At 62.1% G+C, this 25,303-nt stretch carries 24 protein-coding genes, 1 pseudogene and 1 riboswitch; of the genes and pseudogenes, 9 read left to right on the plus strand and 16 right to left on the minus strand.

Annotated features, from left to right (window positions below):
• Positions 1–404 precede the first annotated feature (404 nt).
• Together EN807_RS36305 and EN807_RS00310 are read right to left on the minus strand one after the other, a co-directional pair.
• Positions 405–638 (minus strand): annotated as a pseudogene (locus EN807_RS36305) (hypothetical protein); the annotation flags it as partial.
• Between the two features lie 168 nt (positions 639–806).
• Entirely contained in the window at positions 807–1,796 is a 990-nt protein-coding gene (locus tag EN807_RS00310) for a LysR family transcriptional regulator (RefSeq protein ID WP_127316418.1), read from the minus strand.
• A 315-nt stretch (positions 1,797–2,111) separates the two neighbouring features.
• Between EN807_RS00310 and chvE the strand changes: the two genes are divergently transcribed.
• From chvE to mmsB, 3 genes are all read left to right on the plus strand, one after another.
• Positions 2,112–3,176 (plus strand): multiple monosaccharide ABC transporter substrate-binding protein, encoded by a 1,065-nt coding sequence (gene chvE, locus EN807_RS00315; RefSeq protein WP_135933449.1) that lies wholly within the window; start codon positions 2,112–2,114, stop codon positions 3,174–3,176.
• A 100-nt stretch (positions 3,177–3,276) separates the two neighbouring features.
• Complete coding sequence (gene mmsA / locus EN807_RS00320) at positions 3,277–4,809, plus strand: multiple monosaccharide ABC transporter ATP-binding protein (protein ID WP_135933450.1); 1,533 nt, start codon at positions 3,277–3,279, stop codon at positions 4,807–4,809.
• On the plus strand, positions 4,806–6,098 hold the full coding sequence (gene mmsB / locus EN807_RS00325) for a multiple monosaccharide ABC transporter permease (RefSeq protein WP_127316421.1): 1,293 nt from the start codon (positions 4,806–4,808) through the stop codon (positions 6,096–6,098). Before mmsA ends, mmsB begins: the two co-directional genes overlap by 4 nt.
• Positions 6,099–6,218: 120 nt before the next feature.
• Here the strand turns inward: mmsB and EN807_RS35360 are convergent, their stop codons facing one another.
• Positions 6,219–6,389: a hypothetical protein gene (locus EN807_RS35360; RefSeq protein ID WP_189522311.1), complete on the minus strand. Its 171-nt coding sequence runs from the start codon at positions 6,387–6,389 to the stop codon at positions 6,219–6,221.
• Between EN807_RS35360 and araD1 the strand changes: the two genes are divergently transcribed.
• Positions 6,388–7,380, plus strand: coding sequence for an AraD1 family protein (araD1, locus tag EN807_RS00330; RefSeq protein ID WP_135933451.1), 993 nt, complete (start codon positions 6,388–6,390; stop codon positions 7,378–7,380). The genes EN807_RS35360 and araD1 overlap by 2 nt on opposite strands.
• A 170-nt stretch (positions 7,381–7,550) precedes the next feature.
• Here araD1 and EN807_RS00335 read toward each other — a convergent pair whose 3' ends face one another.
• Positions 7,551–8,324, minus strand: coding sequence for an ABC transporter substrate-binding protein (locus tag EN807_RS00335; RefSeq protein ID WP_127316424.1), 774 nt, complete (start codon positions 8,322–8,324; stop codon positions 7,551–7,553).
• Positions 8,325–8,418: 94 nt separating this feature from the next.
• Entirely contained in the window at positions 8,419–9,513 is a 1,095-nt protein-coding gene (locus tag EN807_RS00340) for a 2'-deoxycytidine 5'-triphosphate deaminase (protein ID WP_135933452.1), read from the minus strand.
• Positions 9,514–9,638: 125 nt separating this feature from the next.
• Positions 9,639–9,716: riboswitch (SAM riboswitch) on the plus strand.
• Between the two features lie 74 nt (positions 9,717–9,790).
• On the opposite strand from EN807_RS00340, the gene EN807_RS00345 reads away from it, so the two are divergent.
• Positions 9,791–10,981, plus strand: a complete 1,191-nt coding sequence (locus EN807_RS00345) for an O-succinylhomoserine sulfhydrylase (RefSeq protein ID WP_135933453.1) — start codon at positions 9,791–9,793, stop codon at positions 10,979–10,981.
• Between the two features lie 47 nt (positions 10,982–11,028).
• Here the strand turns inward: EN807_RS00345 and EN807_RS00350 are convergent, their stop codons facing one another.
• Positions 11,029–12,183 carry a ceramide glucosyltransferase gene (locus EN807_RS00350; RefSeq protein ID WP_135933454.1) on the minus strand — a complete coding sequence of 385 codons (1,155 nt, stop codon included), beginning with the start codon at positions 12,181–12,183 and terminating at the stop codon, positions 11,029–11,031.
• Between the two features lie 226 nt (positions 12,184–12,409).
• Here EN807_RS00350 and apaG point away from each other — a divergent pair, with 226 nt between their 5' ends.
• Positions 12,410–12,802, plus strand: a complete 393-nt coding sequence (gene apaG, locus EN807_RS00355) for a Co2+/Mg2+ efflux protein ApaG (RefSeq protein WP_065005838.1) — start codon at positions 12,410–12,412, stop codon at positions 12,800–12,802.
• A gap of 137 nt (positions 12,803–12,939) precedes the next feature.
• On the opposite strand, the gene EN807_RS00360 is transcribed toward apaG, so the two are convergent.
• The 3 genes from EN807_RS00360 to EN807_RS00370 form a co-directional block, all read right to left on the minus strand.
• Entirely contained in the window at positions 12,940–13,974 is a 1,035-nt protein-coding gene (locus tag EN807_RS00360) for an Hsp33 family molecular chaperone (RefSeq protein WP_135933455.1), read from the minus strand.
• Between the two features lie 93 nt (positions 13,975–14,067).
• The gene (gene argF, locus EN807_RS00365; RefSeq protein ID WP_127316429.1) at positions 14,068–14,979 is read right to left on the minus strand and encodes an ornithine carbamoyltransferase; all 912 of its coding nucleotides are present in this window, start codon (positions 14,977–14,979) and stop codon (positions 14,068–14,070) included.
• Positions 14,980–14,996: 17 nt separating this feature from the next.
• Positions 14,997–16,196, minus strand: a complete 1,200-nt coding sequence (locus EN807_RS00370; RefSeq protein ID WP_135933456.1) for an aspartate aminotransferase family protein — start codon at positions 16,194–16,196, stop codon at positions 14,997–14,999.
• A gap of 355 nt (positions 16,197–16,551) precedes the next feature.
• Between EN807_RS00370 and EN807_RS00375 the strand changes: the two genes are divergently transcribed.
• Positions 16,552–17,070, plus strand: a complete 519-nt coding sequence (locus EN807_RS00375) for a GcrA family cell cycle regulator (protein WP_127316431.1) — start codon at positions 16,552–16,554, stop codon at positions 17,068–17,070.
• 73 nt (positions 17,071–17,143) lie between these two features.
• Here EN807_RS00375 and EN807_RS00380 read toward each other — a convergent pair whose 3' ends face one another.
• The 3 genes from EN807_RS00380 to EN807_RS00390 all read right to left on the minus strand — a co-directional run bounded on the left by EN807_RS00380 (position 17,144) and on the right by EN807_RS00390 (position 20,336).
• On the minus strand, positions 17,144–18,151 hold the full coding sequence (locus EN807_RS00380) for a magnesium and cobalt transport protein CorA (RefSeq protein WP_135933457.1): 1,008 nt from the start codon (positions 18,149–18,151) through the stop codon (positions 17,144–17,146).
• 83 nt (positions 18,152–18,234) lie between these two features.
• The gene (gene phoU / locus EN807_RS00385; RefSeq protein WP_127316433.1) at positions 18,235–18,957 is read right to left on the minus strand and encodes a phosphate signaling complex protein PhoU; all 723 of its coding nucleotides are present in this window, start codon (positions 18,955–18,957) and stop codon (positions 18,235–18,237) included.
• Positions 18,958–19,064: 107 nt separating this feature from the next.
• Positions 19,065–20,336, minus strand: coding sequence for an ATP-binding protein (locus EN807_RS00390; protein WP_135933458.1), 1,272 nt, complete (start codon positions 20,334–20,336; stop codon positions 19,065–19,067).
• Between the two features lie 234 nt (positions 20,337–20,570).
• Here EN807_RS00390 and ppk2 point away from each other — a divergent pair, with 234 nt between their 5' ends.
• The gene (gene ppk2 / locus EN807_RS00395) at positions 20,571–21,446 is read left to right on the plus strand and encodes a polyphosphate kinase 2 (protein ID WP_135933459.1); all 876 of its coding nucleotides are present in this window, start codon (positions 20,571–20,573) and stop codon (positions 21,444–21,446) included.
• Positions 21,447–21,516: 70 nt separating this feature from the next.
• On the opposite strand, the gene EN807_RS00400 is transcribed toward ppk2, so the two are convergent.
• The 3 genes from EN807_RS00400 to EN807_RS00410 form a co-directional block, all read right to left on the minus strand.
• Positions 21,517–22,263, minus strand: a complete 747-nt coding sequence (locus tag EN807_RS00400) for an enoyl-CoA hydratase-related protein (RefSeq protein ID WP_127209413.1) — start codon at positions 22,261–22,263, stop codon at positions 21,517–21,519.
• A gap of 15 nt (positions 22,264–22,278) precedes the next feature.
• The gene (locus EN807_RS00405) at positions 22,279–22,917 is read right to left on the minus strand and encodes an acyl-homoserine-lactone synthase (RefSeq protein ID WP_077377404.1); all 639 of its coding nucleotides are present in this window, start codon (positions 22,915–22,917) and stop codon (positions 22,279–22,281) included.
• A 97-nt stretch (positions 22,918–23,014) separates the two neighbouring features.
• Positions 23,015–23,746: a LuxR family transcriptional regulator gene (locus EN807_RS00410; RefSeq protein ID WP_095517049.1), complete on the minus strand. Its 732-nt coding sequence runs from the start codon at positions 23,744–23,746 to the stop codon at positions 23,015–23,017.
• Positions 23,747–24,035: 289 nt separating this feature from the next.
• On the opposite strand from EN807_RS00410, the gene EN807_RS00415 reads away from it, so the two are divergent.
• Positions 24,036–24,854: a transporter substrate-binding domain-containing protein gene (locus EN807_RS00415; RefSeq protein WP_135935735.1), complete on the plus strand. Its 819-nt coding sequence runs from the start codon at positions 24,036–24,038 to the stop codon at positions 24,852–24,854.
• Between the two features lie 16 nt (positions 24,855–24,870).
• On the opposite strand, the gene EN807_RS00420 is transcribed toward EN807_RS00415, so the two are convergent.
• Complete coding sequence (locus EN807_RS00420; RefSeq protein WP_189522312.1) at positions 24,871–25,281, minus strand: tellurite resistance TerB family protein; 411 nt, start codon at positions 25,279–25,281, stop codon at positions 24,871–24,873.
• Positions 25,282–25,303 lie beyond the last annotated feature (22 nt).

The following is a 25,303-nucleotide window of genomic DNA, read 5'->3' on the forward strand; positions in this document are numbered from 1 at the left end:
TAGACTGCGAGCCATTTGCCGGAAGGGTCGAGCACGCGCACCAGGCGAGCGCCCTTGTCGACCTCAATGCGGGCAACGCCAGCGGGAGGATCGCCCCGGCCAATATCAGGCACCACCAAGGTCGTGCCGGCCTTCCTGAAGCCGATGCCCGGATTGAGCATCCTGAGCAACTGTTCGCTGATATGGAAGCGCTCCGCCAGCCTCTCCGCCGCGGTGCGATAGCCGAGCCGCCGCAGACGGGCCATCCTATCCATGCGAGCCGGAATACGCCTGGTGAAGGGTCCGCGCACATCCTTGCGCGTTACCTCATAGGTGACCAGCACCGGGTCGGTGGAGGTCGCCATGAGCTTGCTCCAGGTCTCCGGGGTGAGCTTGCCATCGGGAGGGAGTCCGTTCGCCGCCTGAAAGGCGCCGACTGCCTTGGCGAAGTTCGCTGAAAGGTTACCGTCAATCAGCCCAGGCGAGAAGCGGGCGCGATCCAAGAGAATCTGCGCCTTCAGCACGGTCGGATCGACACCCTTCGGTTCGCCGGCGGCGAACTGGGCCTGATTGACGGTGGCTAGGTCCAGCTTGGCCGCCCCCGTCCCGCCGCATGCCAGGGCAAGCGTCGCGGCGAAGACGAGGAGAAACCTTATCATCGATAGCCTCGCTGGGACTGCAACAAGAGCCCGCCTCTATGACGCGGCACGGCCCTGTGTGGTTCCTTCGCTCCAGCGATATTCTGAATTGAAGCGACATGACCGAAGAGCCGTGTAGCTGCGATAGCTGTCCAACGGATTGGCGATGGATTGCTTGATTTAACGCCGTCAGCCTACCTCTCTCAAAATAAAGTCGTGCAGCATCTTGGCCGCCGGCGACAGCACGCGATTTTTTACGGTGATCAGACTGTAAGGCCTGACCTCGATGTCGAATTCGGTCTGGACGACGTCGATGGCGCCGGCCAGCCCCTCGGGGTTCTGGATGAATTTCGCCACCTGGATCGACACCGGCGCGATGGCGTCCGACTGCGCGACCATGACCAGGGTCAGCAGCAGCGAACTGGTGTTGAGGATGCGGTCCGGCAGCGCGATGTTGCGGTTCAGGAAATTGCTTTCCATCGCCTGGCGCAACGGCGAGCCGCCCGACTGGAAAACCCAGTCGTAGGCGGCGGTCTCCTCCAGCCGCACCGCCTTGCCCTTAGCAAGCGGGTGGCCGCGGCGCACGATCAGGCAGGCTTTTTCGACACCGATGACGCGAGCCTCGAACAGCCGTGGATTGAGATCGTCGGGGATGCGCGCGATGATGAAATCGTGACGCGTGGCGATCAGCTCGCGCGCCAGCACATTGGAGGTCTCGACCTGCATGGTGATCTCGATGCGCGGATAGATGCGCCGGATTTCGCGGATCGCCGGCACGGCGAGCTCGATCGCAGGGGCCGTCACCGCGCCGAGGAATACCGAGCCGCCCTTGCCCGCCTTGAGCTCGGATATCTCGCGGTCGACTTCACGCATCTCAAGCAGGATCGAACGTGCGCGCCTCGCCAATGCCTTGCCATAAGGCGTCAGCGTGATGCCGCGCGGCAGCCTTTCGCACAGCTTGACATCGAGCACCGCCTCCATCTCGGCGATCATCCGCGAGGCGGCGGGCTGCGAAATGTTCATGACCTGGGCTGCCGCGCTGACCCGGCCATGGTCATCGAGGGCTGCGATCATACGCATGTGGCGCAGGCTGAGGCCGCTGCGCAGCAGGGTTTCTCCGTCGCCGGGGGGTTCTTCGTAACTGGCTGAAAGTCCACCAGGATTCCGCAGCGCTGCCATGATCTTTGTTTGCTCCCCACTCATCGCCGGTCGGCAATCCGGCCAAGTCTTCGTCGGCTTTCAATATACCAGTTTCGGTATAGCAACCATCAAAGATCGCATTTGACAGTTATGGCAAAGAGCCACACCCTTTGCGCGTCCTGAAGCTTGACCGTCGCCAGCGAGAAAAATCGCATCGACTGGAACCAGAGTCTCAGGGCCGATTGGGAGGATACCGGAGATCGATATGGCGGCAGCGGCGCGTTTTGGCGCTCCTGCACGATCGCGCGGCCCACGAAACCCAGGGTGCGCGTCCATCAACCAGGGAGAGTTAATGTGAAGATCATCAAGACACTGGCCGCCGTCGCGGCCCTTAGCATCGCGGCCATGACGGTCCCGGCGCAGGCAGGCGAAGGCCTCATCGGCGTGCTGATGCCCACCAAGACCTCGCAGCGCTGGATCAACGACGGCGACGCCGTCAAGTCCCAGCTCGAGGCTCTGGGCTACACTGTCGATCTGCAGTATGCGCAGGACGACATCCCCAATCAGCTCAGCCAGCTGGAAAACGAAATCACCAAGGGCCCGAAGGCACTGATCATCGCCTCGATCGACGGCACCACGATGTCGGACGCGCTGCAGAAGGCGGCTGACGCCGGCGTCGTCGTCGTCGCCTATGACCGGCTGATCAAGAAGACCCCGAATGTCGACTACTACACCACGTTCGACAATTTCGGCGTCGGCGTCATCCAGGCCAAATCGCTGCTCAAGGGCCTCGGCTATCCCGAGAACAAGGGTCCGTTCAACGTCGAGCTGTTCGGCGGTTCGCCGGACGACAACAACGCCTTCTTCTTCTACGACGGCGCGATGTCCGTTCTGCAGCCGCTGATCGACGACAAGACCCTCGTGGTGAAGTCCGGCCAGATGGGCATGGACAAGGTCGGCACGCTCCGCTGGCTGGCAGCGACCGCCCAGGCCCGCATGGACAATCTGCTGTCCGCCAACTACTCGGATGGCAGCCGCGTCGATGGCGTGCTCTCGCCGTATGACGGTCTGTCGCGCGGCATCATCGCCTCGTTGCGCGCAGTCGGTTACGGCACGGCCGATCAGCCCTGGCCAATCGTCACCGGCCAGGATGCCGAAACCGCTTCGGTCAAGGCGATCATCGCCGGCGAGCAGTACTCGACGGTGTTCAAGGACACCCGCGAACTCGCCAAGGCGACGGTCGAGCTCGTCGACAAGGTGCTCTCAGGCGGCAAGCCGGAAGGCCTCGACACCACGACCTACAACAACGACGTCAAGGTCGTCCCCTCGATCCTGCTGACGCCGCATGAAGTCGACAAGTCGAACTACCAGGCGCTGGTGGTCGATTCCGGCTACATCAAGGCCGAAGAGCTGAAGTAACCGCAGTTTTAAAACCCGGGGTCCTGCGTAGCGCAGGACCCCTTTTCGATAGCGAGTGACCCCGGTACTGTTACCGGACCTCGGAGGAGTGGTATTCCTGATGGCCTCGACGATTTTGGAGATGCGTGACATCACCAAGACGTTTCCCGGCGTCAAGGCGCTGTCGAATGTCAACCTCAGCGTCGAGGAAGGCGAGATCCACGCCGTTGTCGGCGAGAACGGCGCCGGCAAATCGACGCTGATGAAAGTGCTGTCGGGCGTGTATCCATCCGGCACTTATGAAGGCGAAATCATCTATCGCGGCGATGAGTGCCATTTCAAAGGCATCCACGACAGCGAGCGCCGCGGCATCGTCATCATCCACCAGGAACTCGCGCTGGTTCCGATGCTGTCGATCGCCGAAAACATCTTTCTCGGCAACGAGCACGCCAGATACGGTGTCATCGACTGGAACGCCAACGGGACGCGCACCAGCGCTCTGCTCAAGAAGGTGGGCCTTAAGGAAGACCCCAAGACGCTGATTACCAATATCGGCGTCGGCAAGCAGCAATTGGTCGAGATCGCCAAGGCGCTCAGCAAGGAAGTGCAGCTGCTGATCCTCGACGAACCGACGGCGAGCCTGTCCGAAAAGGACAGCCAGGCGCTGCTCGACTTGCTGCTCGAATTCAAGCGGCAGGGCATCACCTCGATCCTGATCTCGCACAAGCTCAACGAAATCAACCGGGTCGCCGACAAGGTCACGATCATCCGCGACGGGCGGACCATCGAGACGCTGCCTAAGAAAGACATTTCGGAAGACCGCATCATCACCTCGATGGTCGGCCGCTCGCTGGACGACCGTTATCCGTCGCGCGAGCCCGAGATCGGTGAGATCGTGCTCCAGGTGAGGAACTGGTCGGTCTATCACCCGATCCATGCCGAGCGGCAAGTGATCAAGGGCATCGACATCGACGTCCGCAAGGGCGAGGTGGTGGGTATCGCCGGGCTGATGGGCGCCGGACGCACCGAATTCGCGATGAGCCTGTTCGGCCGCTCCTATGGCCGCCGCATCACGGGCGAGGTGCTGCTCAAGGGCAAGCCCATCGATGTCTCCTCCGTCAGCAAGGCAGTGGAACACGGCATCGCTTACGTCACCGAGGACCGCAAGACCTACGGTCTCAACCTGATCGATCATATCAAGCACAACATCACGCTGGCCAATCTTCCCGGCGTATCGCGCCATAGCGTGATCGACGACATGCGCGAGCTCGCCGTCGCCAACGACTACAAGGCCAAAACCAACATCCGCTCGTCCAGCGTTTATCAGATGACCGGCAACCTATCGGGCGGCAATCAGCAGAAGGTGGTGCTGTCGAAGTGGCTGTTCGCCAATCCGGAGGTGCTGATCCTCGACGAGCCGACGCGCGGCATCGACGTCGGCGCCAAGTATGAAATCTACACGATCATCGCGCGTCTCGCCTCGGAGGGTAAGGCGATCATCGTCATCTCGTCGGAGATGCCCGAACTGCTCGGCATCACCGACCGCATCTATGTCATGAACGAAGGACGTATCGTCGGCGAAATGGTGGCGAGCGATGCCAGCCAGGAAAAGATTATGCGCGCCATCGTTCGCGGAGAAGGAAAAGCATCATGAGCACCGAAAGCGCTCCCGTCCCGAAAAGCGGCGTCGCCGAAGATGTGCAGCAGGGCCCGCGCGTTGCCGTCTCGGCGCTGGTCACCAACCTGCGCGAATACGGCCTGATCCTGGCGCTTATCGCCATCATGGTATTCTTCCAGTACACGACGTCCGGAACGCTGTTCAAGCCGGTGAACTTGAGTAACCTGGTGCAGCAGAACAGCTTCATCATCGTGATGGCGCTGGGCATGCTGCTGGTGATCGTCTCCGGCCATATCGATCTCAGCGTCGGGTCCGTCGCCGGTTTCATCGGTGCGCTGGCGGCGATGATGATGGTCATCTGGCCTCTCGGCCCTTTCAGCAATCCGCTGGTGGTGTCGATCATCTGCCTGATCATCGGCGGCGCGATCGGCGCGGGACAAGGCTACTGGATCGCTTATCACCGAATACCGAGCTTCATCGTCACGCTTGCGGGGATGCTGATCTTCCGCGGCATCTGCCAAGCGCTGCTGGGTGGCGGGTCTTCCGTGGGGCCGCTTCCAGCCGGCTTCAAGGCGCTCAGTTCCGGCTTCATTCCAGACGTGATCGGCTCGTTGACGCTGATCCCGCCGGTCGTGAACGCCGCCGGCAAGACCATCGTCGGCAGCGGGCTGACGCTGCACATGACGACGATCGTGATCGGCCTCGTTGCCGTGCTCGCCTATGCCTATTTCGGGCTCAGGGCACGGCGCAGCCGCGAGCGGCATGGCTACGAAGCCGAACCCTTCACGCTGTTCGTCGTCAAGACCCTGGTGACCAGCGCTCTGGCGCTTTTTCTGGTCTACCAATTCGCCACCTACAGAGGTCTGCCAATCGTTCTCGTAGTGATGGGCGTGCTGATCTCGCTGTTCGTCTTCGTTACCAAACGCATGACGGTCGGCCGCCGTATCTACGCAATGGGCGGCAATGCCAAGGCGGCTCAGCTATCGGGTATCAAGACCGAGCGGCTGACCCTGATGGTGTTCATCAATATGGGCGTGCTCTCGGCGCTCGGCGGGCTGATCATTGCGGCGCGCCTTGGCCAGGCGGTGCCGGCGGCCGGCCTCGGCAGCGAACTCGACGTCATCGCCGCTGTGTTCATCGGCGGCGCTTCGGCGATGGGCGGCGTCGGTCAAGTTATAGGCGCGGTGGTGGGCGGTTTCATCATGGGCGTCATGAACAACGGCATGTCGATCATGGGCGTCAATGTCGATTGGCAACAGGTGGTCAAAGGCCTGGTGCTGCTCGGCGCCGTGGTCTTCGACGTCTACAACAAGAACAAGGCTTGAGGGCGAGGGGACTCATGCATGTCGCCAAACGTGTGCAGCGTGTTGGGACAACGGCATGCATAAAAACAAGGATTAAAGCGGGCCTCTTTTCAAACGCGGCGCGCTTGTAGGAGGCACGGGTCACATCGCGGCGCTGCCGGGCGGCGCAAAGAAGTCCCCCAAGGGGACCGGGCCCGCGAGCGCAATCCGGACGAAGAGTTCACCAGTGGCGCGGATACCATCCGAGCCGCGCTGGTCAAGGTTTGCCAACCCGGCAGCCAGGCCAAAGGCAATTGAGAGAGGGTACATCATGCTGATCTCCCAGATCCTCGACGACGCAGAGACCATTCGCGTCGTTGCCCGCAACGGCGGCAAGACTCGGATCATCAACGGCGCCCGCAGCGTCTATTCGCTGGCGATGGAGGCCGCGCGCACCGGCACCGGACTTGTCGCCCTGATTGAGCGCAAGGGCTTCGGTGAAGCGCTCGACCTCGATGCCGCCTACAAGAAGGGGCGGCTGTTGTCGCCAATCAACCATCCCGACCCGGCGCATCTCCATCTCACCGGCACAGGGCTGACGCATCTCGGCTCCGCGGCGACCCGCGATTCCATGCACAAGAAGCTCAGCACCGACGGCGAAGAGCAGCTCACCGATTCCATGAAGATGTTCCGCATGGGCCTGGAGGGTGGCAAGCCCGCCAAGGGCCAGACGGGCGTGCAGCCGGAATGGTTCTACAAGGGCAACGGCACCATGGCGGTGGCGCCCGGTGCGGCACTTTTATCGCCCGCTTTCGCCCAGGATGCAGGCGAGGAGCCGGAAGTCGCCGGCATCTATGTAATCGGCGACGACGGCGTCCCGTTCCGCGTCGGCTTCACACTGTCAAACGAGTTTTCCGACCACGTCACCGAGCGCGTGAACTATCTTTTCCTCGCCCATTCCAAGCTGCGCAACGCTTCGTTCGGGCCGGAGATCCTGATCGGCGACCTGCCCTCCGACGTCAGGGGTAACTCGCGCATCCTTCGCGACGGCAAGCTGTTGTGGGAAAAGCCGTTCCTGTCGGGCGAGGCGAACATGTCGCACACCATCGCCAATCTCGAACATCACCACTTCAAGTATTCGGCCTTCCGCCAGCCGGGAGACGTTCATGTGCACATGTTCGGCACGGCAACACTGTCCTTCGCCGACGGCATCAGGACCGAAGCCGGCGACGTCTTCGAGATCGAGGCCAAGGATTTCGGCCTGCCGCTGCGCAACCCGCTTGAGATCGAGCAACCGGTGAAGGTCGCCGTGAAGGCGCTTTGATTGTGTGATCTCCCCCTTGAGGGGGACATGTCGCCGAAGGCGACAGAGGGGGTCGTCTCACATAAATCGCCAACGCCGTCTCTCGTGGCGGAACGGCGTTGGCGCTTTACGCGCAGCGACCCTCTCTGGCCTGCTGGCCATCTCCCCCTCAAGGGGGGAGATTGGCAGCCTCAATAAATATCGAAATCGAAATATTTGGCCTGGATCTTCTTGTAGGTGCCATCTGCGACGATCGCATCGATCGCGGCGTTGAGTTTCTCGCGCAGCGCATTGTCTTCCTTGCGCACGGCGATACCGGCTTCGGTCTCGGTGCCCTTGACGTCGCCGACCATCTTGCAGCAGCCGTCGCTCGACTTCTTCATCCAGTCCATCAGCACGAATTTGTCCGAAAGGACGGCATCGAGACGGCCGTTCATCAGGTCGGCGACCGCCTCCTCCTGGGTCGGATAGAGCTTCGCCTCGGCGCCGGCCTTGCTATAGACATCCTGGGCATAGTCGGCCTGGGTGGTCGAAGCCTGGGCGCCGACTGTCTTGCCGGCGAGTGCGGCGGGTTCGGTCGAGGCAATATCGCTGTCCTTCAAGGCCACCAGCGAAAGCGGCGTGGTATAGTATTTGTTGGTGAAGGAGACCTGCTTCTTGCGCTCCTCGGTAATGCTCATGGACGCGATGATGGCGTCGAACTTTCTGGCCTGGAGCGCCGGGATCATGCCCTCCCAGTCCTGCGTGACAAGTTCGCATTCGACCTTCATCTGAGCGCAAAGCGCATTGGCGATGTCGATGTCGAAGCCGGTGAGCTTGCCATCCGCGGTGATGGTGTTGAACGGCGGATAGGCGCCTTCGGTAGCGATCTTCAATTTTTCCTGTGCTTGCGCCGATAAGGACCCGGCGGCCATCACCAGCATGGCAGCTGTTGCTGCCGATGCGATCCATCTTGAAATCTGCATTTCTTTGTTCCCTTGGTTTCAACTACCTTGACGGTTGGGCACAGCCAAGCACGGCCCGCAAGGTCAGGCAAGCACAGTCTGATTGATCGGGATATCAGCGCGCGGCGCGGAAATGTTTGGACAGTTTCAGGCCCTGTGCCTGATAGTTCGAGCCGAGATCTGTGCCGTAGAGCGCTTGCGGCCGCTTCAGCATATGCTCGTAGACCAGCCGTCCGACGATCTGGCCGTGGTCGAGGATGAACGGCACTTCGTGGCTGCGCACTTCGAGCACAGCCCTGCTGCCGGTGCCGCCGGCCGCCGAATGGCCGAAGCCCGGATCAAAGAAACCGGCATAGTGGACACGGAATTCGCCAACCAGCGGATCGAAGGGCGTCATTTCGGCGGCATAGAGCGGCGGCACATGCACCGCCTCCTGGCTGACGAGGATATAGAATTCATCGGGATCGAGCACCAGTTCGCCGGCACCGCTCTTGTAGAGCGGCTCCCAGAAATCGACAACATCCTGTGCGGCGCGCTTGTCGACATCGACGAGGCCGGTGTGGTGCTTGCCGCGGTAGCCGACCAGCCCGTCCTTGTCGCCATCGAGGTCGATCGACAGTGCGATGCCGCCGCCGGAAATGTTCGGCGGCTCGGTCGCGACGAGCGTCTCGGCACGATGCAATTCGTGCAGCTCGCTTTCCGACAAAAGCGCATTGCCGGTGCGGAACCTGATCTGCGACAGCCGCGAGCCGGCACGGACGACGATCGGAAAGGTGCGCGGGCTGACTTCCAGATAGAGCGGGCCGTTGTAGCCGGCAGCGATCTTGTCGAACTCGTGGCCGCGATCGGTCATCACGCGGGTGAAGATGTCGAGCCGTCCGGTCGAGCTCTTCGGGTTGGCCGAGGCCGAAACGTTTGCCGGAAGCGCCAGGCTCTCAAGCAGCGGCACGATATAGACGCAGCCCGTCTCCAGCACCGCGCCATCAGCGAGATCGATTTCGTGCAGCTTCAGGCGGTCGAGTTTTTCAGCAACCCTGTGGTTCGGGCCGGGGAGGAAGGAGGCGCGCACCCGCCAGGCCTTGTCACCAAGCCTGAGGTCGAGGCTGGCCGGCTGGACCTGGTCGGCATCGAGCCCGCGCGGCGACTTCAGCGCGCCCGACTGGAACAGCGCGGAAATGTCCTGATCGGGAAGAATGCCTGTCTGCCGCAAAGTCTGGCTCCGCTCGAAGGCCGGGCGTGGTCTCGTTTTGTCGCAGGTTCCTGCCGCGGAACCCGCTGGTACAAACCTCTTAATCATGCCGGCAATTGACGCAAGCGCGGTGCGGGTCTAAAGGGTCGTTATCCCGTGGTGATTTGGCCGGTCGGCTTGCAGCCACGTTAAACAAGTCGCTAAAGGACCGTCGGGCCGAAAGGCCGTATGGACCGGTTGCGACTTTCGCGGCCGGTTTTTTTGTATGTGGGCCATTTTTGGTGTTTGGAACAAGGTGATGACGAGCAACAAGCGCAACTGGAAGCCTCAGACCGCACTCGTGCATGCGGGAACGCTGCGTTCCGGCTTCGGCGAGACCTCCGAGGCGATGTATCTCACGCAAGGCTATGTCTACGATACGGCGCAGGCGGCGGAAGCCCGCTTCAAGGGCGAGGAACCGGGCTTCATCTATTCGCGCTATGCCAATCCGACGGTCGACATGTTCGAGAAGCGCATGTGTGCGCTGGAAGGTGCCGAAGATGCCCGCGCCACAGCATCCGGCATGGCGGCGGTTACAGCGGCGTTGCTGTGCAGCGCCAAGGCCGGCGACCACATCGTGGCGGCGCGCGCGCTGTTCGGCTCCTGCCGCTGGGTGGTCGAGACGCTGGCGCCGAAATACGGCATCGAGGCGACGCTGGTCGATGGCACGGAAATCGCCAATTGGGGAAAGGCGGTCAGGCCCAACACCAAGCTGTTCTTCCTTGAAAGCCCGACCAATCCGACGCTGGAAGTCGTCGACATCGCAGCCGTCGCCTCGCTTGCCGATTCGATCGGCGCGCGGCTGATCGTCGACAATGTCTTTGCCACGCCCTTGCAGCAGAAGCCGTTGCAGCTCGGCGCTCATATCGTCGTCTATTCGGCGACCAAGCACATCGACGGCCAGGGGCGCTGCCTCGGCGGCATCATCCTGTCGGACAAGAAGTGGATCGACGAGAATTTGCACGACTACTTCCGCCACACCGGCCCCAGCCTGTCGCCCTTCAACGCCTGGACGCTGCTGAAGGGCCTGGAGACGCTGCCGCTGCGCGTGCGCCAGCAGACGGAAAGTGCCGGCCGGATCGCTGACTTCCTCGCCGAGCGATCGGAAATTGTCCGCGTCATCTACCCCGGCCGCGCCGATCACCCGCAGGCGGCTGTGGTCAAGAAGCAGATGTCGGGCGGCTCGACGCTGATCTGCCTCGACGTCAAGGGCGGCAAGCAGGCGGCCTTCGCCTTCCAGAACGCGCTCGATATCGTGCTGATCTCTAACAATCTGGGTGACGCCAAGAGCCTGATCACCCATCCCGCGACGACGACACACAAGAATCTGAGCGACGAGGCGCGCGCCGAACTCGGCATCGGGCCAGGCACGCTCAGGCTGTCCGTCGGCCTGGAGGACACCGACGACCTGCTCGAAGACATCGAGCAGGCCCTGAAAGCCGCCAGATAGGTATATGCACTGGGCGGTGTCGCTCGAATCGTCAAAATCAGGCGCGGTCAGGCGCCCGACGGGGTCTCTTCCAATTCCGCAACGGCGCTGGTGTGGATGGTCATCGTGTTGCCGCGCCAGTCGACGGCACCGCTGAGCCAGCCACGCGCCCAGACAATCGGCAGGATGCAATCGCGCACCATCATCGCCGGGATCATGCGCAGCGACAGGTGCCAGCCCTTGGCCGAGGCGAGAGCGCATTCCGGGAGATAGGCGACTACCAGCACAGCGAGGGCGGTTGCCGACAGGCTGAAACCGGCGCCTGCTGCCGCAACCAACGCAAGCACCAGCGGCGGGGCCGCTCCGATCAGGAGCTCGGGCGCGAAGAACAGTGGGAAGGTGACGCGACGCAGGCGTGCCCAGCGGGCCTGGCGCGACCAGATTTCGCCAAGCCTGCGCAAACCGAGCGGCTGCTCGAAGGGCGAGCCGACGAGATTGACGCGCAGTCCGAGCCCGTTGACCAGCTTGGTCGCGGCGGCATCCTCGGCAATCTCGGCTGCAAGCGCACGGATGCCGCCATTGGCGTCGAGCATCGGCTTGTTCCACAACATGCTCTTGCCTTGGGCAAAACCGAGGCCGAGCGCCTCTCCGGTATATTGCCAGCGCGCCTGCAGCGTGTTGAGGAAGGCGCATTCGACCTCCGCCCAGAACCCGTCCGGCCGCGAGCCGATCGGCGTCGAGCAAACAAGACCGGTTTCCGGCCGCCATGCCGCCATCAGATGCTGGACATAGTCCCTCGGCATCAGGACGTTGGAATCGGCAAGGATGACCCAGCGGTGGCGCGCGGCCTCCCAGCCCTTCACGCAATTGTTGAGTTTCGGATTGCCGCTGATGCGGTCGTCGCCGACGAGCAGCCGGGCCGGCACGGCTGGAAAAAGGGCAATCGCATCGGTGATCGGCCCGACCACCGGGTCGTCGGCATGGGCGACGCAGAAGATGAGCTCATAGCGCGGCCAGTCGAGCGAGAAGGCGCGCTCGAGCGTTTCCTCGGCAAACGGCTCGACGCCGCGCGACGGCACGACGATCGACACCGGCGGCGCCTTGCCGGCTGGCGGCGCGATCCTGCCAGGCCGCTTCAGCTTGAACGAAGCGAGCAGGATGCTGGCGACATTGACGAGAAGCAGAGCTGTGGAAAGCAAGGCGGCTGTGACTGTCAATTCCATCGATATCTGGTCGCTCCAGAAAAAACCGGCCGCATGGAAGCCGTTTTCAACAGTTCGACAGAATGCTGAGTCGCCGGCCCTGCACACCATCATTGTCATGTGTCACTTAAATGACATTGTTCTTCGGCACCTGCGCGCAAAGGAGTCGGGCAACGACGGGAAGCCTCCCCGTTGACCAAACTGCGGAGAGCGTCGAATGTTCCGTCTGCATATTGTGGAGTAGTCTATGTACAGCGCCGTTACGCGCAACATCGAAGTACAGGTCAGGCCGTTCTATCTGGAAGATCGCTCCGACCCGTCGGAGAACCGCTATGTCTGGGGCTACCAGGTGACCATCGACAACCAGTCGGATGAATTCGTACAACTCCTGTCACGCTATTGGCATATCACCGACGGCACTGGCCGGGTCGAGGAAGTGCGCGGCGCCGGCGTTGTCGGCGACCAGCCCGAACTCAACCCCGGCGACAGTTATCAATATACGTCTGGCTGCCCGCTCTCGACACCGTCCGGCATCATGGTCGGCCACTATACGATGCGCAACAAGCGAGGCGAGACGTTCGACGTCGCCATCCCCGCCTTTTCGCTCGACCTGCCGGGCACGCGGCGCACCGTCAACTGACCAGCTAGACCTGATCCATCCCGATAGAATCGGGATGGGCTCCAACTCTTAGACCAGGACCTTTCCCGAACCGAAGGTCAGCGAAGCAAAAAACGCTTTCCACTTTTCGATGCGCGGACTTTGGTCGGGATCATGGTCTACTGCGCCGCAGAAAACTCCGTCGGATCGAAGTCATATTGCTTCGAGCAGAATTCGCAGGCGACATGAATGCCGCCATCCTCGCTGCTGTCCCTGATCTCGTCGGCTGAGAAACCTTCGAGTATGCCGCGGATCTTCTCCCTGGAGCATGAGCACTCGTCGGCTACCGGTACGCCGCCGAAGACGCGGACGCCGTGCTCGTGGAACAGCCGGTAAAGCAACCGCTCGGCGCCGATCGTCGGGTCGATCAGTTCCGTCGGCTCGATGGTGCCAAGCAATGCCAGCAGTTCCTGCCAGGAATTGTCGGCCGGATCATGGATCTCATCGCGCGGATCGCCGTCGCCGCCCGGAAGATCGGGCACGCGCATGCGTTCCGCCGATTGCGGCAGGAATTGCGCAAGGATGCCACCGGCACGCCATTGCTCGCGGGCACCGCCGACACCGGGCGTCAACAGCTTGGCCACCGAGAGTCTGAGGTCGGTCGGGATCTGTTCCGACTGGCGAAAATAGGTGCGCGCGGCCTCCTCCAGTGTCTCGCCGTCGAGCTGGACGATGCCCTGATAGCGCTGCGTGTGGGCGCCCTGGTCGATGGTCAGCGCCAGGACACCGCTGCCGAGCAGCGTCTGCTGCGAGGTCTCGCCGGCAGATGTCAGTGCCTCCAGCCGGTCGGCATCGAAGCGCGCATAGGCGCGCAGCGCCTGCGGCGTGGAAAAATCCGCAACCAGCATATCGACCGGCCCGTCCGTGCGGGTCTGCAGGATGAACTTGCCTTCGAACTTGAGCGAGGTGCCGAGCAGCACTGTCAGCACGCAAGCTTCCGCCAGCAAGCGCGCGACCGGCTGGGGGTAGTCATGACGGCTGAGGATCGCGTCGAGCATCGGCCCGAGCTGGACGGTGCGCCCGCGCACGTCGAGCGGGCCGACCTCGAAGGGCACGACATGATCGTCGCCGGCGTAGCCGAATTCGCCGAGTTTGGGTTGATGTTCAGCCAATTGATGAGTTTCCAACATGACAAAGCTCCGGGGCGCGGCCATGCCGCCCTCCGGGGCGCATGCGTCGAAACGCGCTCGATTTGCGTGATGCGGCTGAGATAGGCATCACGTACTCCCGGATCAAGGCGGTCCGGATCAAGCGCCCAGACACCAGGCCAAAACCGCCTTCTGGGCGTGGAGCCGGTTCTCGGCCTCGTCGAACACCACCGAATGTGGCCCGTCGATGACCTCGTCGGTGACCTCCTCACCGCGATGCGCCGGCAGGCAGTGCATGAATAACGCGTCGGCTTTTGCCTTCGCCATCAGCGCCGCATTGACCTGGTAGGGTGAGAAGACATTGTGGCCGCGAGCACGGTGCTCCTGGCCCATCGACACCCAGCAGTCGGTGACGACGCAGTCGGCCTGGTGGACCGCCTCCTCAGGCGAGCGGGTGAAATTCAACTTGCCGCCATGCGCCGTCGACCAATCGACATGCTTCTGCGCCGGCTCGCTGCCTTCCGGCACGGCAACGTTCAGGTTGAAGCGGAACCGCGCCGAGGCCTCCAGCAGCGAATGCAGCACGTTGTTGCCGTCGCCGGTCCAGGCGATCGTCTTGCCGGCGACCGGACCGCGATGCTCCTCGAAAGTCATGATGTCGGCCATCAGCTGGCACGGATGGGTATCGTCGGTCAGCCCGTTGATGACGGGAACGGTGGCGTTCTCGGTCAGCTCCAGCAGCCGGTCATGCGATGTGGTTCGGATCATGATCGCATCGACATAGCGCGACAGCACCTTGGCCGTGTCGGCGATGGTTTCGGAGCGGCCGAGCTGCATCTCGGTGCCGGTCAGCATGATGGTCTCGCCGCCGAGTTGGCGCATGCCGACGTCGAAGGATACGCGCGTGCGCGTCGACGGCTTGTCGAAGATCATCGCCAGCACCTTGCCTTCGAGCGGTTTTGTCCGCTCGCCAGCCTTGAGCCTTGCCTTTCGCACGACGGCATCGTCCAGCATGAAGCGCAGATCGCCCTCGGAAACGGCGGAAAGATCGGTGAAATGGCGAAGGCTCATTTGGGGTCTTTCGACTGTTACTTCGCGGCAGCCGCGGCTATGGCATCGGCCAGGCCCCTGGCGCCGGCGCGGATGCGGTCGAGCGCTTCATGGATCTCGGCCTCGGTGACGGTGAGTGGCGGCAGCAGGCGAAGGACGTTGTCACCAGCCGGAACCGCCAGCAGATGCTGGTCGCGCAACGCCATATTTACCTTGGTGTTAAGTGCGGCGCATTTCAGGCCGAGCATCAGGCCGGTGCCCCTGATGTCTTCGATGATATCAGGAAATTCGTCGGCGACACCCGCCAGCCCCTGCTTCAGCAGCAACGCCTTGCGCTGGACATCCTCCAGGAAACCGTCCTCCAGCACCACGTCGAGCACGGCGTTGCCGACCGCCATCGCCAGCGGATTGCCGCCGAAAGTGGTGCCGTGCACGCCGGCAGTCATGCCGACGGCCGCCTCGTCGGTGGCGAGGCAGGCGCCCACCGGAAAGCCGCCGCCGATGCCCTTGGCAACCGCCATGATGTCGGGCGTGACGCCAGCCCATTCATGCGCGAACAGCTTTCCGGTGCGGCCGATGCCGCACTGGACCTCGTCGAAGATCAGGAGCAGGCCATGCTGTTCGCAGAGCTGCCTCAGCCGCTTCAGCGACTGCGTCGGCACCGGGCGGATGCCACCCTCGCCCTGCACTGGCTCGATCAGTATCGCGGCGGTCTCGGGGGTGATCGCCTTTTCGGCGGCGTCGATGTCGCCGAAGCCGACCTGGTCGAAACCTTCGACCTTGGGTCCGAAGCCTTCCAGGTATTTATACTGGCCGCCGGCGGCGATGGTCGCCAGCGTGCGGCCATGGAAGGCGCCTTCGAAGGTGACGATGCGAAAGCGCTCGGGATGGCCCTTGACGAAGTGGTAGCGCCGCGCCGTCTTGATGGCGCATTCCAGCGCCTCGGCGCCGGAATTGGTGAAGAACACCTTGTCGGCGAAGGTGGCGTCGGCCAGCCGCTCGCCCAGGCGGCTCTGCCCCGGAATCTCGTAGAGGTTGGAGACATGCCAGAGCTTGGCCGCCTGCTCGGTGAGTGCCGAGACCAGATGCGGATGGCTGTGGCCCAGCGAATTCACGGCGACGCCGCCGCCAAAATCGAGATATCGCTCGCCCTTGTCGGTGACCAGCCAAGTGCCTTCCCCATGGTCGAAGGCCAGGGGTGCGCGGGTAAAGGTCTCGAAAAGCGCCGAACCGCTCATTATATGCGTCTCCGGAACCGGAAAATCAAAAAGCCGCCAAAGCGGCGGCCTTTGTGGGCTTATCGTGTTTTTCGGCCATGAAGTCAACGAAAACGTCGCGCAAGGACGGGCGGCAAGCTCTCCAGCGAGACGCCGGCTCATCAGCGACCGGGCAAGTTGGGGAAAACCGAAAAAACCGATTCGTGTTGGCCCTCGGACTCTTGTCACCGAGTCAGCGCATAAGGTAATTGTAGTCGAGAAATAACTAGATTTCGTGCGGCGGACCTAATCACCCGATATATGTGGTGTCTGCCCGGCGGAAGCCGGATCGTGGAAGGATTCCGATCGCCGCACATTTCAGCAGGAGCGCGGTCTCATGAATTGGACTGACGAGCGGGTCGAACTTCTTAGAAAATTGTGGTCGGAGGGACTGAGCGCCAGCCAGATCGCCGCACAGCTTGGGGGTGTCAGCCGCAATGCGGTCATCGGCAAGGTGCATCGGTTGAAACTGTCGGGCCGCGGACGCTCGACCGCCACGCCGGCACGCCAGAAGAAGAGCGTACAGGGATCGAGCGTCCAGAAATCGGTGTCGCGGGCGGCAACCACTGCGCGGCATATCACCACGTCGATCGGCGCGACCGCGCTGCAGGCGCAATTCGACGCTGTACCGGTGGCGCGTCACTACGTCCGTCCGGTCGAGAACGTCGTCGTGCCGATCTCGCGGCATCTGCAACTCGTCGAGTTGACCGAGCGGACATGCAAATGGCCGAATGGCGATCCGCTTTCGGAAGAGTTCCATTTCTGTGGCAACGACGCGGCCGAAACCGGACCCTATTGCAAGTACCACGCCCGCATTGCGTTCCAGCCTGCTTCGGAGCGGCGGCGCAGCCGGTAGGGGAATAGGGCAGTACAGAGTGAAGTGCAGAGAACCGCGCTCGTGAAGCGCTATCCCGCTCTACTGCCTCTCTTCACAGCCAGCCGCTCTTGCGGAAGCGCCAGTAGAGAAGCGTGCAGACCAAAATAATCGCCGCCAGCACGATCGGATAGCCATATTCCATCCTCAGTTCCGGCATGTCGTTGAAATTCATACCGTAGATGCCGGCGAGCGCCGTCGGCACCGCCAAGATGGCAGCCCATGAGGCAAGCTTCTTGGTGATCGCCGTTTCCTGGCTCTGGCCCACCAGAAGGCTCGCCTCGAAGGCAAAGGCGAGAACCTCCCGCAAGCTGTCAATCTTCTCCTGGACGGTGCGGATGTGGTCGGTGACGTCGCGGAACAGCGGATGCATGGCCTCATGGATCTGCGGCAGGTCGGCGCTTGTCAGCCGGCGGCAGACTTCCACCAGCGGCAGTGCTGCATTGCGCAGGCGCAACAGGTCGCGGCGCAGCATGTAAAGCCGTTCTATATCGGAGCCGGTCATTGGCTTTAACAGAACCTTGTCCTCGATCGCCTCGACCTCATCCTCGATTTGCTCGAGCACCGGCATGTAATTGTCGACGATGAAATCGAGGATAGCATAGAGGACGAAATCCTCTCCCTTGGCCAGCGAATGCGGGCAGCTTTCCCAGTGCTGGCGAACGGCGGCATAAGAAGTCGATGGACCGTGCCTGACGCTGACGATGTAGCCGGCGCCGACGAACAGATGCGTCTCGCCGAAGGTGACGCGGCCGTCGATCAGCTGGGCCGTACGGGCAACGATGAACAACGCATCGCCATATTGCTCGATCTTGGGCCGCTGGTGCGGATGCTCGGCATCCTCGATCGCCAGTTCATGCAGATGGAATTGAGCCTGGACGCGCAGCAACAGGTTGCGGTCGGGCTCCAGCAGGCCGATCCAGACGACATGGCCTGGCTTCCTAGCCCATTCGCCAGCTTCCTCGATGGGAATGTCGGCAATACGCCGGCCGGCCGTGTAGACGCTGGACGCGATGATGCCGGATGTCGGTGGGGCCGGGGCCAGGTTTCGAACGTTTTCCATCGCAACCTCCGAATGCATGGCTTCGGACCAGGAAGGGAGGGAAAGCTTAGCCTATATTAGCAGAACGTTCGAGAGGTGGCCGCTCACTTCGCCGGTGGCGTTCCAAGAACAATCTTGTCTGTCTTGTCGCCCTTCGGCCGCTCGGCCGGCATCTGGTCGCCGGTGACGATGTAGTAGATCGTCTCGGCGATATTGGTGGCGTGATCGCCGATCCGCTCGATGTTCTTGGCGCAAAACAGCAGGTGCGTGCAAGGCGTGATGTTGCGCGGATCTTCCATCATGTAGGTCAGCAACTCGCGAAACAGCGAGGTGTACACGGCATCGATCTGATCATCGCGATCACGCACGAAGCCGATTTTTTCCACCGAGCGCGACGCGTAGAGGTCGAGCACTTCCTTGAGCTGCGTCAACGCCAGGTCGGCCAAGGCCTCGATGCCGCGGAACAGGCTGGTCGGCTGGCGTCCTTCTATGACGGCAACCACGCGCTTGGCGACGTTCTTGCCGAGGTCGCCAACCCGTTCGAGGTCCGCCGAGATGCGGATTGCGCCGACGATCTCGCGCAAATCGGTCGCCATTGGCTGGCGCTTGGCGATGATGACGATCGCCTTGTCGTCGATGTCGCGCTGACCTTCGTCCAGAACGAGATCGTCACGGATGACCTTCTGGGCAAGGCCGGGGTCGGCGTTGACCAGGGCCGCTATCGCCTGTTCGACCATGCGTTCGGCATGCCCGCCCATCGCGGCGATGCGCTTCGACAGATATTTCAGTTCCTCGTCATAGGCGCTGACGATGTGCACGGACTGCATGGAAATGCCTTCCCGGGATCTGTGGCCGAGTCGTTCCTCGAATCCTCCGCTGATACGCTAGCCGGATGACAGAAAAAAGAAACGGCTTGTTAGCAGATAGTGCGGCGTCAGTGCGCCGGCAAATGAACCGAGAAGGCTGCGCCTTTGCCGACCTCCGACTTGATCGAGAGCCTGGCGTTGTGGCGCGTCAGGATATGCTTGACGATGGACAGGCCAAGGCCGGTGCCTTTCTGGGTCCGGCTGTTTTCGACATCAATGCGGTAGAAGCGTTCGGTGATGCGCGGGATGTGCTCCTCGGGAATGCCGGGACCGAAGTCCCGGATGGTGACGTCGATGCCCGGTTCTGGACCGTCATTGCTGTGAGCAATCGTCACCACGACGCGTCCACCCGACTGTCCGTATTTGCAGGCGTTTTCGAGCAAGTTTTCGAAAACCTGGAAAAGTTCATCGCGATCCCCGGGCACATCAAGCGGCCCTTCTGCGAAATCCCGCTCGATGACAACGCCGTTTTCCCTGGCAAGCGGCCCAAGCGAATCGATGACGCTGTCGAGGGTCTGGCGGAGATCGACCTCGGTTCCCGGCTTCAGATAGGGTTTCATCTCCAGCCGCGACAGCGACAGCAGGTCGTCGATCAGGCGCGCCATGCGGCCGGTCTGGTTCTGCATGATCTGCAGGAACTGCTCGCGCGCCGCCGAGTCGTTGCGGGCCGGGCCGCGCAGCGTCTCGATGAAGCCGGAGATCGAGGCGAGCGGGGTGCGCAGTTCGTGGCTGGCATTGGCGATGAAGTCGGCGCGCATCCGGTCGATCCGGCGCGCCTCGCTCTGGTCCTTGAAGACCAGCACATAGAGGTCGGTGCCGTGGCCGACAGACGACGCACTCACCCGATAGGCCCGTTCGACCGGCAGCTTTTCGGTATAGTCAACGACATCCGAAGCGGCGGCGCCCGATAAAATACTGTCCAGCAAAGCCTGCATCTCGGGCGCCCGGAATTTCAGCGACAGCGACATGCCCGGTGCGATGCCGCCGAAGGCGGCGAAGGCGGCGGCGTTGGCATGGACGATCGTGGCGGTGCGATCGAAGATGATCAGCGGATCGGCAACGGCGGCCGCCAGATATTCTCCCGACAGCTGTTGTAGCCCGCCCGCCTCGATCGCCGCGGCATCCTCCGCGGACTGGCGCGCAACGCTGGCCGGCAGCATCGCGGCGGCAAGCAGCAGTACGGCACATGCCAGCAGCACCACATAGCCGGACGTGTCTGCGAAACCATAGACGGTCAGGACCGCGACAATGCCGGCGGCCAGCAGCCAGCGGCTGTTCCACAACCGGGTAGCGACCAGTTGCGCCGTGCTTCGCTGTTCTGCGCCGCCCATGTCAGCCATTGTCAGCCATTGTCAGCCATTCGCGCGCACTGCGCCTCCGCCCCCACCCGGCCGGTCGGGTGGAACTTCCCGCTGGACCGGCGCTAGAGCGCCGTGCGTCCAATTGGACGCACAAAGGACGCTCTACCACTCTCAATCTGCTGCATCGTTCTTTCCGAAATCGATTCCGATTTTCGGGCCGATGCAGTAAGGCTCCCAATAGCATGAGTCCGGAAACTGGAAAGGTTCGTCTCGATGAAAAACTCCAAGGAAGATGCCGCCGCGCCCGTTCTGCTCGAGTTCGACATCGAGGATCCCAAGCTTCCGGACTGGGTCGAACACAACAAGCTGACCGCGGGCGGCTACCCCTACGACAAGAAAATGAAAAGCGACGAGTATGACGAGACGCTCGAGCGGCTGCAGATCGAGCTGGTCAAGGCACAGGCATGGCTGCAATCGACGGGCGGGCGCGTGATGTCGCTGTTCGAAGGACGCGATGCCGCAGGCAAGGGCGGCACGATCTTCGCGCTGCGCCAATACATGAACCCCAGGACAGCGCGCAACGTTGCGCTGACCAAGCCGACCCCGACCGAACTCGGGCAATGGTATTACCAGCGCTATGTCGCGCACTTTCCGACATCCGGCGAGTTCGTCACCTTCGACCGCTCCTGGTATAATCGCGCCGGCGTCGAGCCGGTCATGGGCTTCTGCACGCCGGAGCAGCATGAGAAATTCCTGGACGAGACGCCGTATTTTGAACGGATGATCTGCAACGAGGGCATCCATTTCTTCAAATTCTGGTTGAACATCGGTCGGGAAACACAGCTTGAGCGGTTTCACGATCGCCGCTGGAGTCCTTTGAAGAGCTGGAAATTCTCGCCGATCGACATTGCCGGCATCACCAAATGGGACGACTACACCAAAGCGCGCGACCTCATGCTCGAACGCACGCACGAGGAATTCGCGCCTTGGATCATCGTGCGGGCCAATGACAAGCGGCGCGCGCGACTTGCCATCATCCGACGCATCCTGTTGTCGCTTCCCTATGACGGCCGCGATCTCGACGCCATCGGCAAGGAAGACAAGAAAATTATCGGGGAAGGGCCTTCGTTCCTGGGACCACAGGCCTGAAGCACTGCCGCGCGCCCCAACGACGCGCGGCACGATTCCGGATATTCCTGTCATTCTGCCGAATGACTTCTCATGCCGCCAGCCGGGCAATCCGCTGCAGCCGCTTCAGCGTGGTATCGTCCTGCAAAGCCTGCTGAAACAGCGAAATCTCCTGGTCGATGCGATCGCAGAGCGCGCCTGTGTCGCCCTTGAGCAGGTCGCGCGTCTGCAGCAGTGCGGCGACCGGCTTCTTGGCGAGTTGCCTGGCTCTGCCAAGTGCGGCTTCCTCGACATCGCCCACCACTATCTCCGTGACCAGGCCAAGCATCCTGGCGTCCTCGGCACTGAGCGTGTCGCCCAGGCAGAAGAAGCGAAAGGCGCCGGCATAACCGAGTTTCTGCGGCGCCAGGATGCTGGTCGCCGCGTCCGGCACGAGGCCGAAATCGACGAACGGCACCCGGAACGTGCTTTCATCAGATGCGATCACCATGTCGCAATGGAACAGGATGGTGCAGCCGACGCCGACGGCGTCGCCGTCGACACAGGCAAGGACCGGTTTGGGGAACGTCGCCAATGTGCGGAACATATCGGTGACGGCGGCGATCAATCGTTGATGCTTGGTGGCGTCGAGGAATTCTGAAAAATCGCCGCCGAGGCAGAAGCAGCCGGCAAGGCCGCGCAGCACCACGACGCGCACATCATCGTCGATTGCGGCTTCGTGGAAGATCTTGGCCAGGCTTTCATAGGCTCGCCCGTCCAGCACCGGCCGGCCGTCATCCGACGATACCGTGACGATCAGCGTATGATTGCGGAACTCTGTTTGCGGTTGGATGTTCATGGCTGTCTCCAATTCTCACGAGGCCTGCCTCATTCCGAGCCTGTCGGGATAACCCCTGGCCAGCACCGGCGCGAAATGACTGCGACGCGAGCGCACCACCTCAAGCGTATGCTCGTTGAAGGTGAGCAGCGTCGCGACGACCTGCTGGTTGCCATAGGTGCGCTGGTAGCCAAGCGGCTTCGCCAGGAAGTGCAACTGCAGCGCCCGCAGAACCCACATCGGCTCGAACTCGATGATCACCTGGTTGACGTTCCGCTTCAGCCCCCACTCGACGAAGCCGGCAATGAGCTCGGTGCCGACCGTCGAGACGCCGCGCTTGCCGTCACGAAAGCCCGGCGCCACCGCATAGCGGGTCAGTTCCCACACGTTCGGCCCGGATGGCGGCGTCCCTTCATAGAGGTCCGCCAGCACCTCGGTCAGAAGATGCGCCCGCGTTGTCGGCAACATCCGCTGATAACCGGCGAGTTCGCCATTGCGGATGACGAGCTGATGCACCGCCTCATCATGGTCGAACTGATCGATCTCAAGGCCATCGGGGCGCTGCAGATCTGTCCACCCCATCTCCTCGACGAAAATCTTGTAGCGTAAACGATGAACGGCCTCCCAAAGGTCGGGACGTTCCATAAGTTCCTGTGTGGTAAGGGAAAAAAGCATCTGCCGTCTCCTAGGTTCAATAGGAAGATACGGCCGGGCTGTCCCGAGAAAATTACGCGATCACGTATGCAAGAATTTCTAGGCCGGCACGGCCGAGCTAGCTAATATAGCCGCGCCTTATCGCTTCCGCGACCGCCTGTACCCGGTTGACGGCACCGAGTTTGCTTTTGGCGTTAAGAAGGTGTTTCTCTGACGTGTGTTCCGAAATGCCGAGAATCTGTGAGATCTCCCATTCGGACTTGCCGACGGCGGCCCATTGCATGCATTCGCGCTCACGCGGCGTCAGTTCGACGTGGTCGATGGTCTTGGCCGCCATCGTGTGGATCTGCATGGCGCGGCCAATCGCATAGGTCGCCACCAGCGACACCAGCCCAAACTCGGCGCCCGACAATTCGACGGCCTCGCCGCCCAGCGACACCATGACGATCTGGCCATCGAGCGTGATCAGCGGGAAGGCCAATCCGTCGCGCAGCTTGAATTCGCCGGCGTCGCCCATCACTTCGCCGCTGCTCTTGTCGATGCGGATGCCCTGAGACGCCTCCCGCCACTGGAACGGCGCCTGAAGCTGCTTCATGTGGCTGACGACGGGGTCGTGGTCGACATAGTTGCGCGCCACATAGCGCTCCAGCCATTCTCCCGGCCACTCGCAAAGCAGCACATGGTCCTTTTGCTGGCCTCTTGGCGTGCCCGGTTGCGGAACCGTCCCGGCCATAAGTGCCGTCAGACCGAACTCCGAGGTTATGCCAAGCAGTTTTTCGCAGACCGCAGCCGCCGTATTGGCGTGCTGCAGCTGATCTATGAATTCCAGTGTGCGATCGAAGTGGCCCATTGCAACATCTACCCCATGTTGCCTTCCGCGTTGAGATCAACGGTCTAGTGCTTGACCCGCACTTTGCCATCGACCCCGGATTACAAACCTGCTCCTCTCTGTTTGCAGCGCCTTGCGGCTACCCTCCAGCCGACGCCCCACATGTTTGCAAGCTCGCTGAAGCATAACCCTAAATCGGCGTGATGAAATCAAAAACCGTTGTGCCTGTGGCATTTTCGTACCAAAAGCCACATTGGACAGGACAGGGCGGAGCTCGATCGTGGCAATTCGGTGGACAACCATCGTCTTGATGCTGGCAATGACGGGACCACAGTGGCTCGCGGGAGCGCGAGCCGCGGAGCCGCAAGTGCCGGTGCTGTGGGATGCCAAGGAGCGGCTGCCGAAGCCTGACCTTTCCGCGCTGCCGCGTCTGAGATTCCTGACCACCACCGATTTCCCGCCGTTCAACTTCCTCGACGGAGCGGGTCGCTTGTCCGGCTTCCACGTCGATCTGGCGCGCGCCATCTGCGCCGAACTCGGCATCGCGGAAAAATGCCAGATCCAGGCGCTGCCTTGGGCCGAGCTCGAAGGAGCGCTGCAGAAGGGCGAAGGTGAAGCGATCATTGCCGGCATCGCCGCCACACCGGAGTCGCGGTCGAAATATGCCTTCTCACGTTCCTACCTGCAGTTTCCGGCGCGCTTCATCATGCCGAAGACAAAGGCGCTCACGGAACCGATCTTCGACAGACTGCGCGGCAAGCGCGTCGGCGTGGTCGCCGGGTCCGCGCATGAGCGGATGCTGCGCGATTATTTCGGCACCGTTCAGGTCGTCCCCTTCGACCGGCCGGAAGAGCTCTACGATGACCTCAAGGCTGGCAAGGTCGACGCCGCCTTCGGCGACGGCATGCGCTTCGCCTTCTGGCTGGGGGGGTCGGATGCGGCAGCTTGCTGCCGCTTTGCCGGCGGCCCGTATCTGGCGCCAGAATATCTGGGCTCGGGCATGGCCATCGCCACCAGGGCCAACGATCCGGCGCTGGCCGCTGCGTTCGACTACGCGCTGCAGGAGATTTCGGTGAAAGGGACCTTCGCCGAATTCTACCTGCGCTATTTTCCGGTCAGCTTCTTCTGATCCCTCAGGGCCTGGATCAGTTCAGCGTACGCAGGCGGGCCTTGGCGGCACGGGCGATGGCGGCGACGGTGAGCGTGTCGAGATCGAGTTGGCGACGGATAAGCTGCAGCACCCTCACCTCCTCCAAACGCATTTCGAGGTCGACGGCCGCAACCTCGAAGGCTGCGGCATAGGCGGTATCAAGCAGGCGTTCGGGCAGTGCTTCAGCGACCCGCGCCAAAACGCCTTCCAGCCCGTCCTTTTCGTGCAGCATCTTTTGGCAGTCCTGGGCGACGCCGACCAGCCGGTCGTGGTCGAAATCCTCGAACACCGGCCATGAGCGGACGACGTCGCCGATCCGCGCCAGTTCGACATCGGTCATGTCGCGATCGGACGCGGAGGTGATGACCATCAGATAGATCAGGGCTTCATGCGGCGGCAAAGACATTTAAAAACTCCTCAAACGGGCT

The organism is Mesorhizobium sp. M5C.F.Ca.ET.164.01.1.1 (genome assembly GCF_004792125.1).
In the GTDB taxonomy this organism is placed as follows: domain Bacteria; phylum Pseudomonadota; class Alphaproteobacteria; order Rhizobiales; family Rhizobiaceae; genus Mesorhizobium; species Mesorhizobium wenxiniae.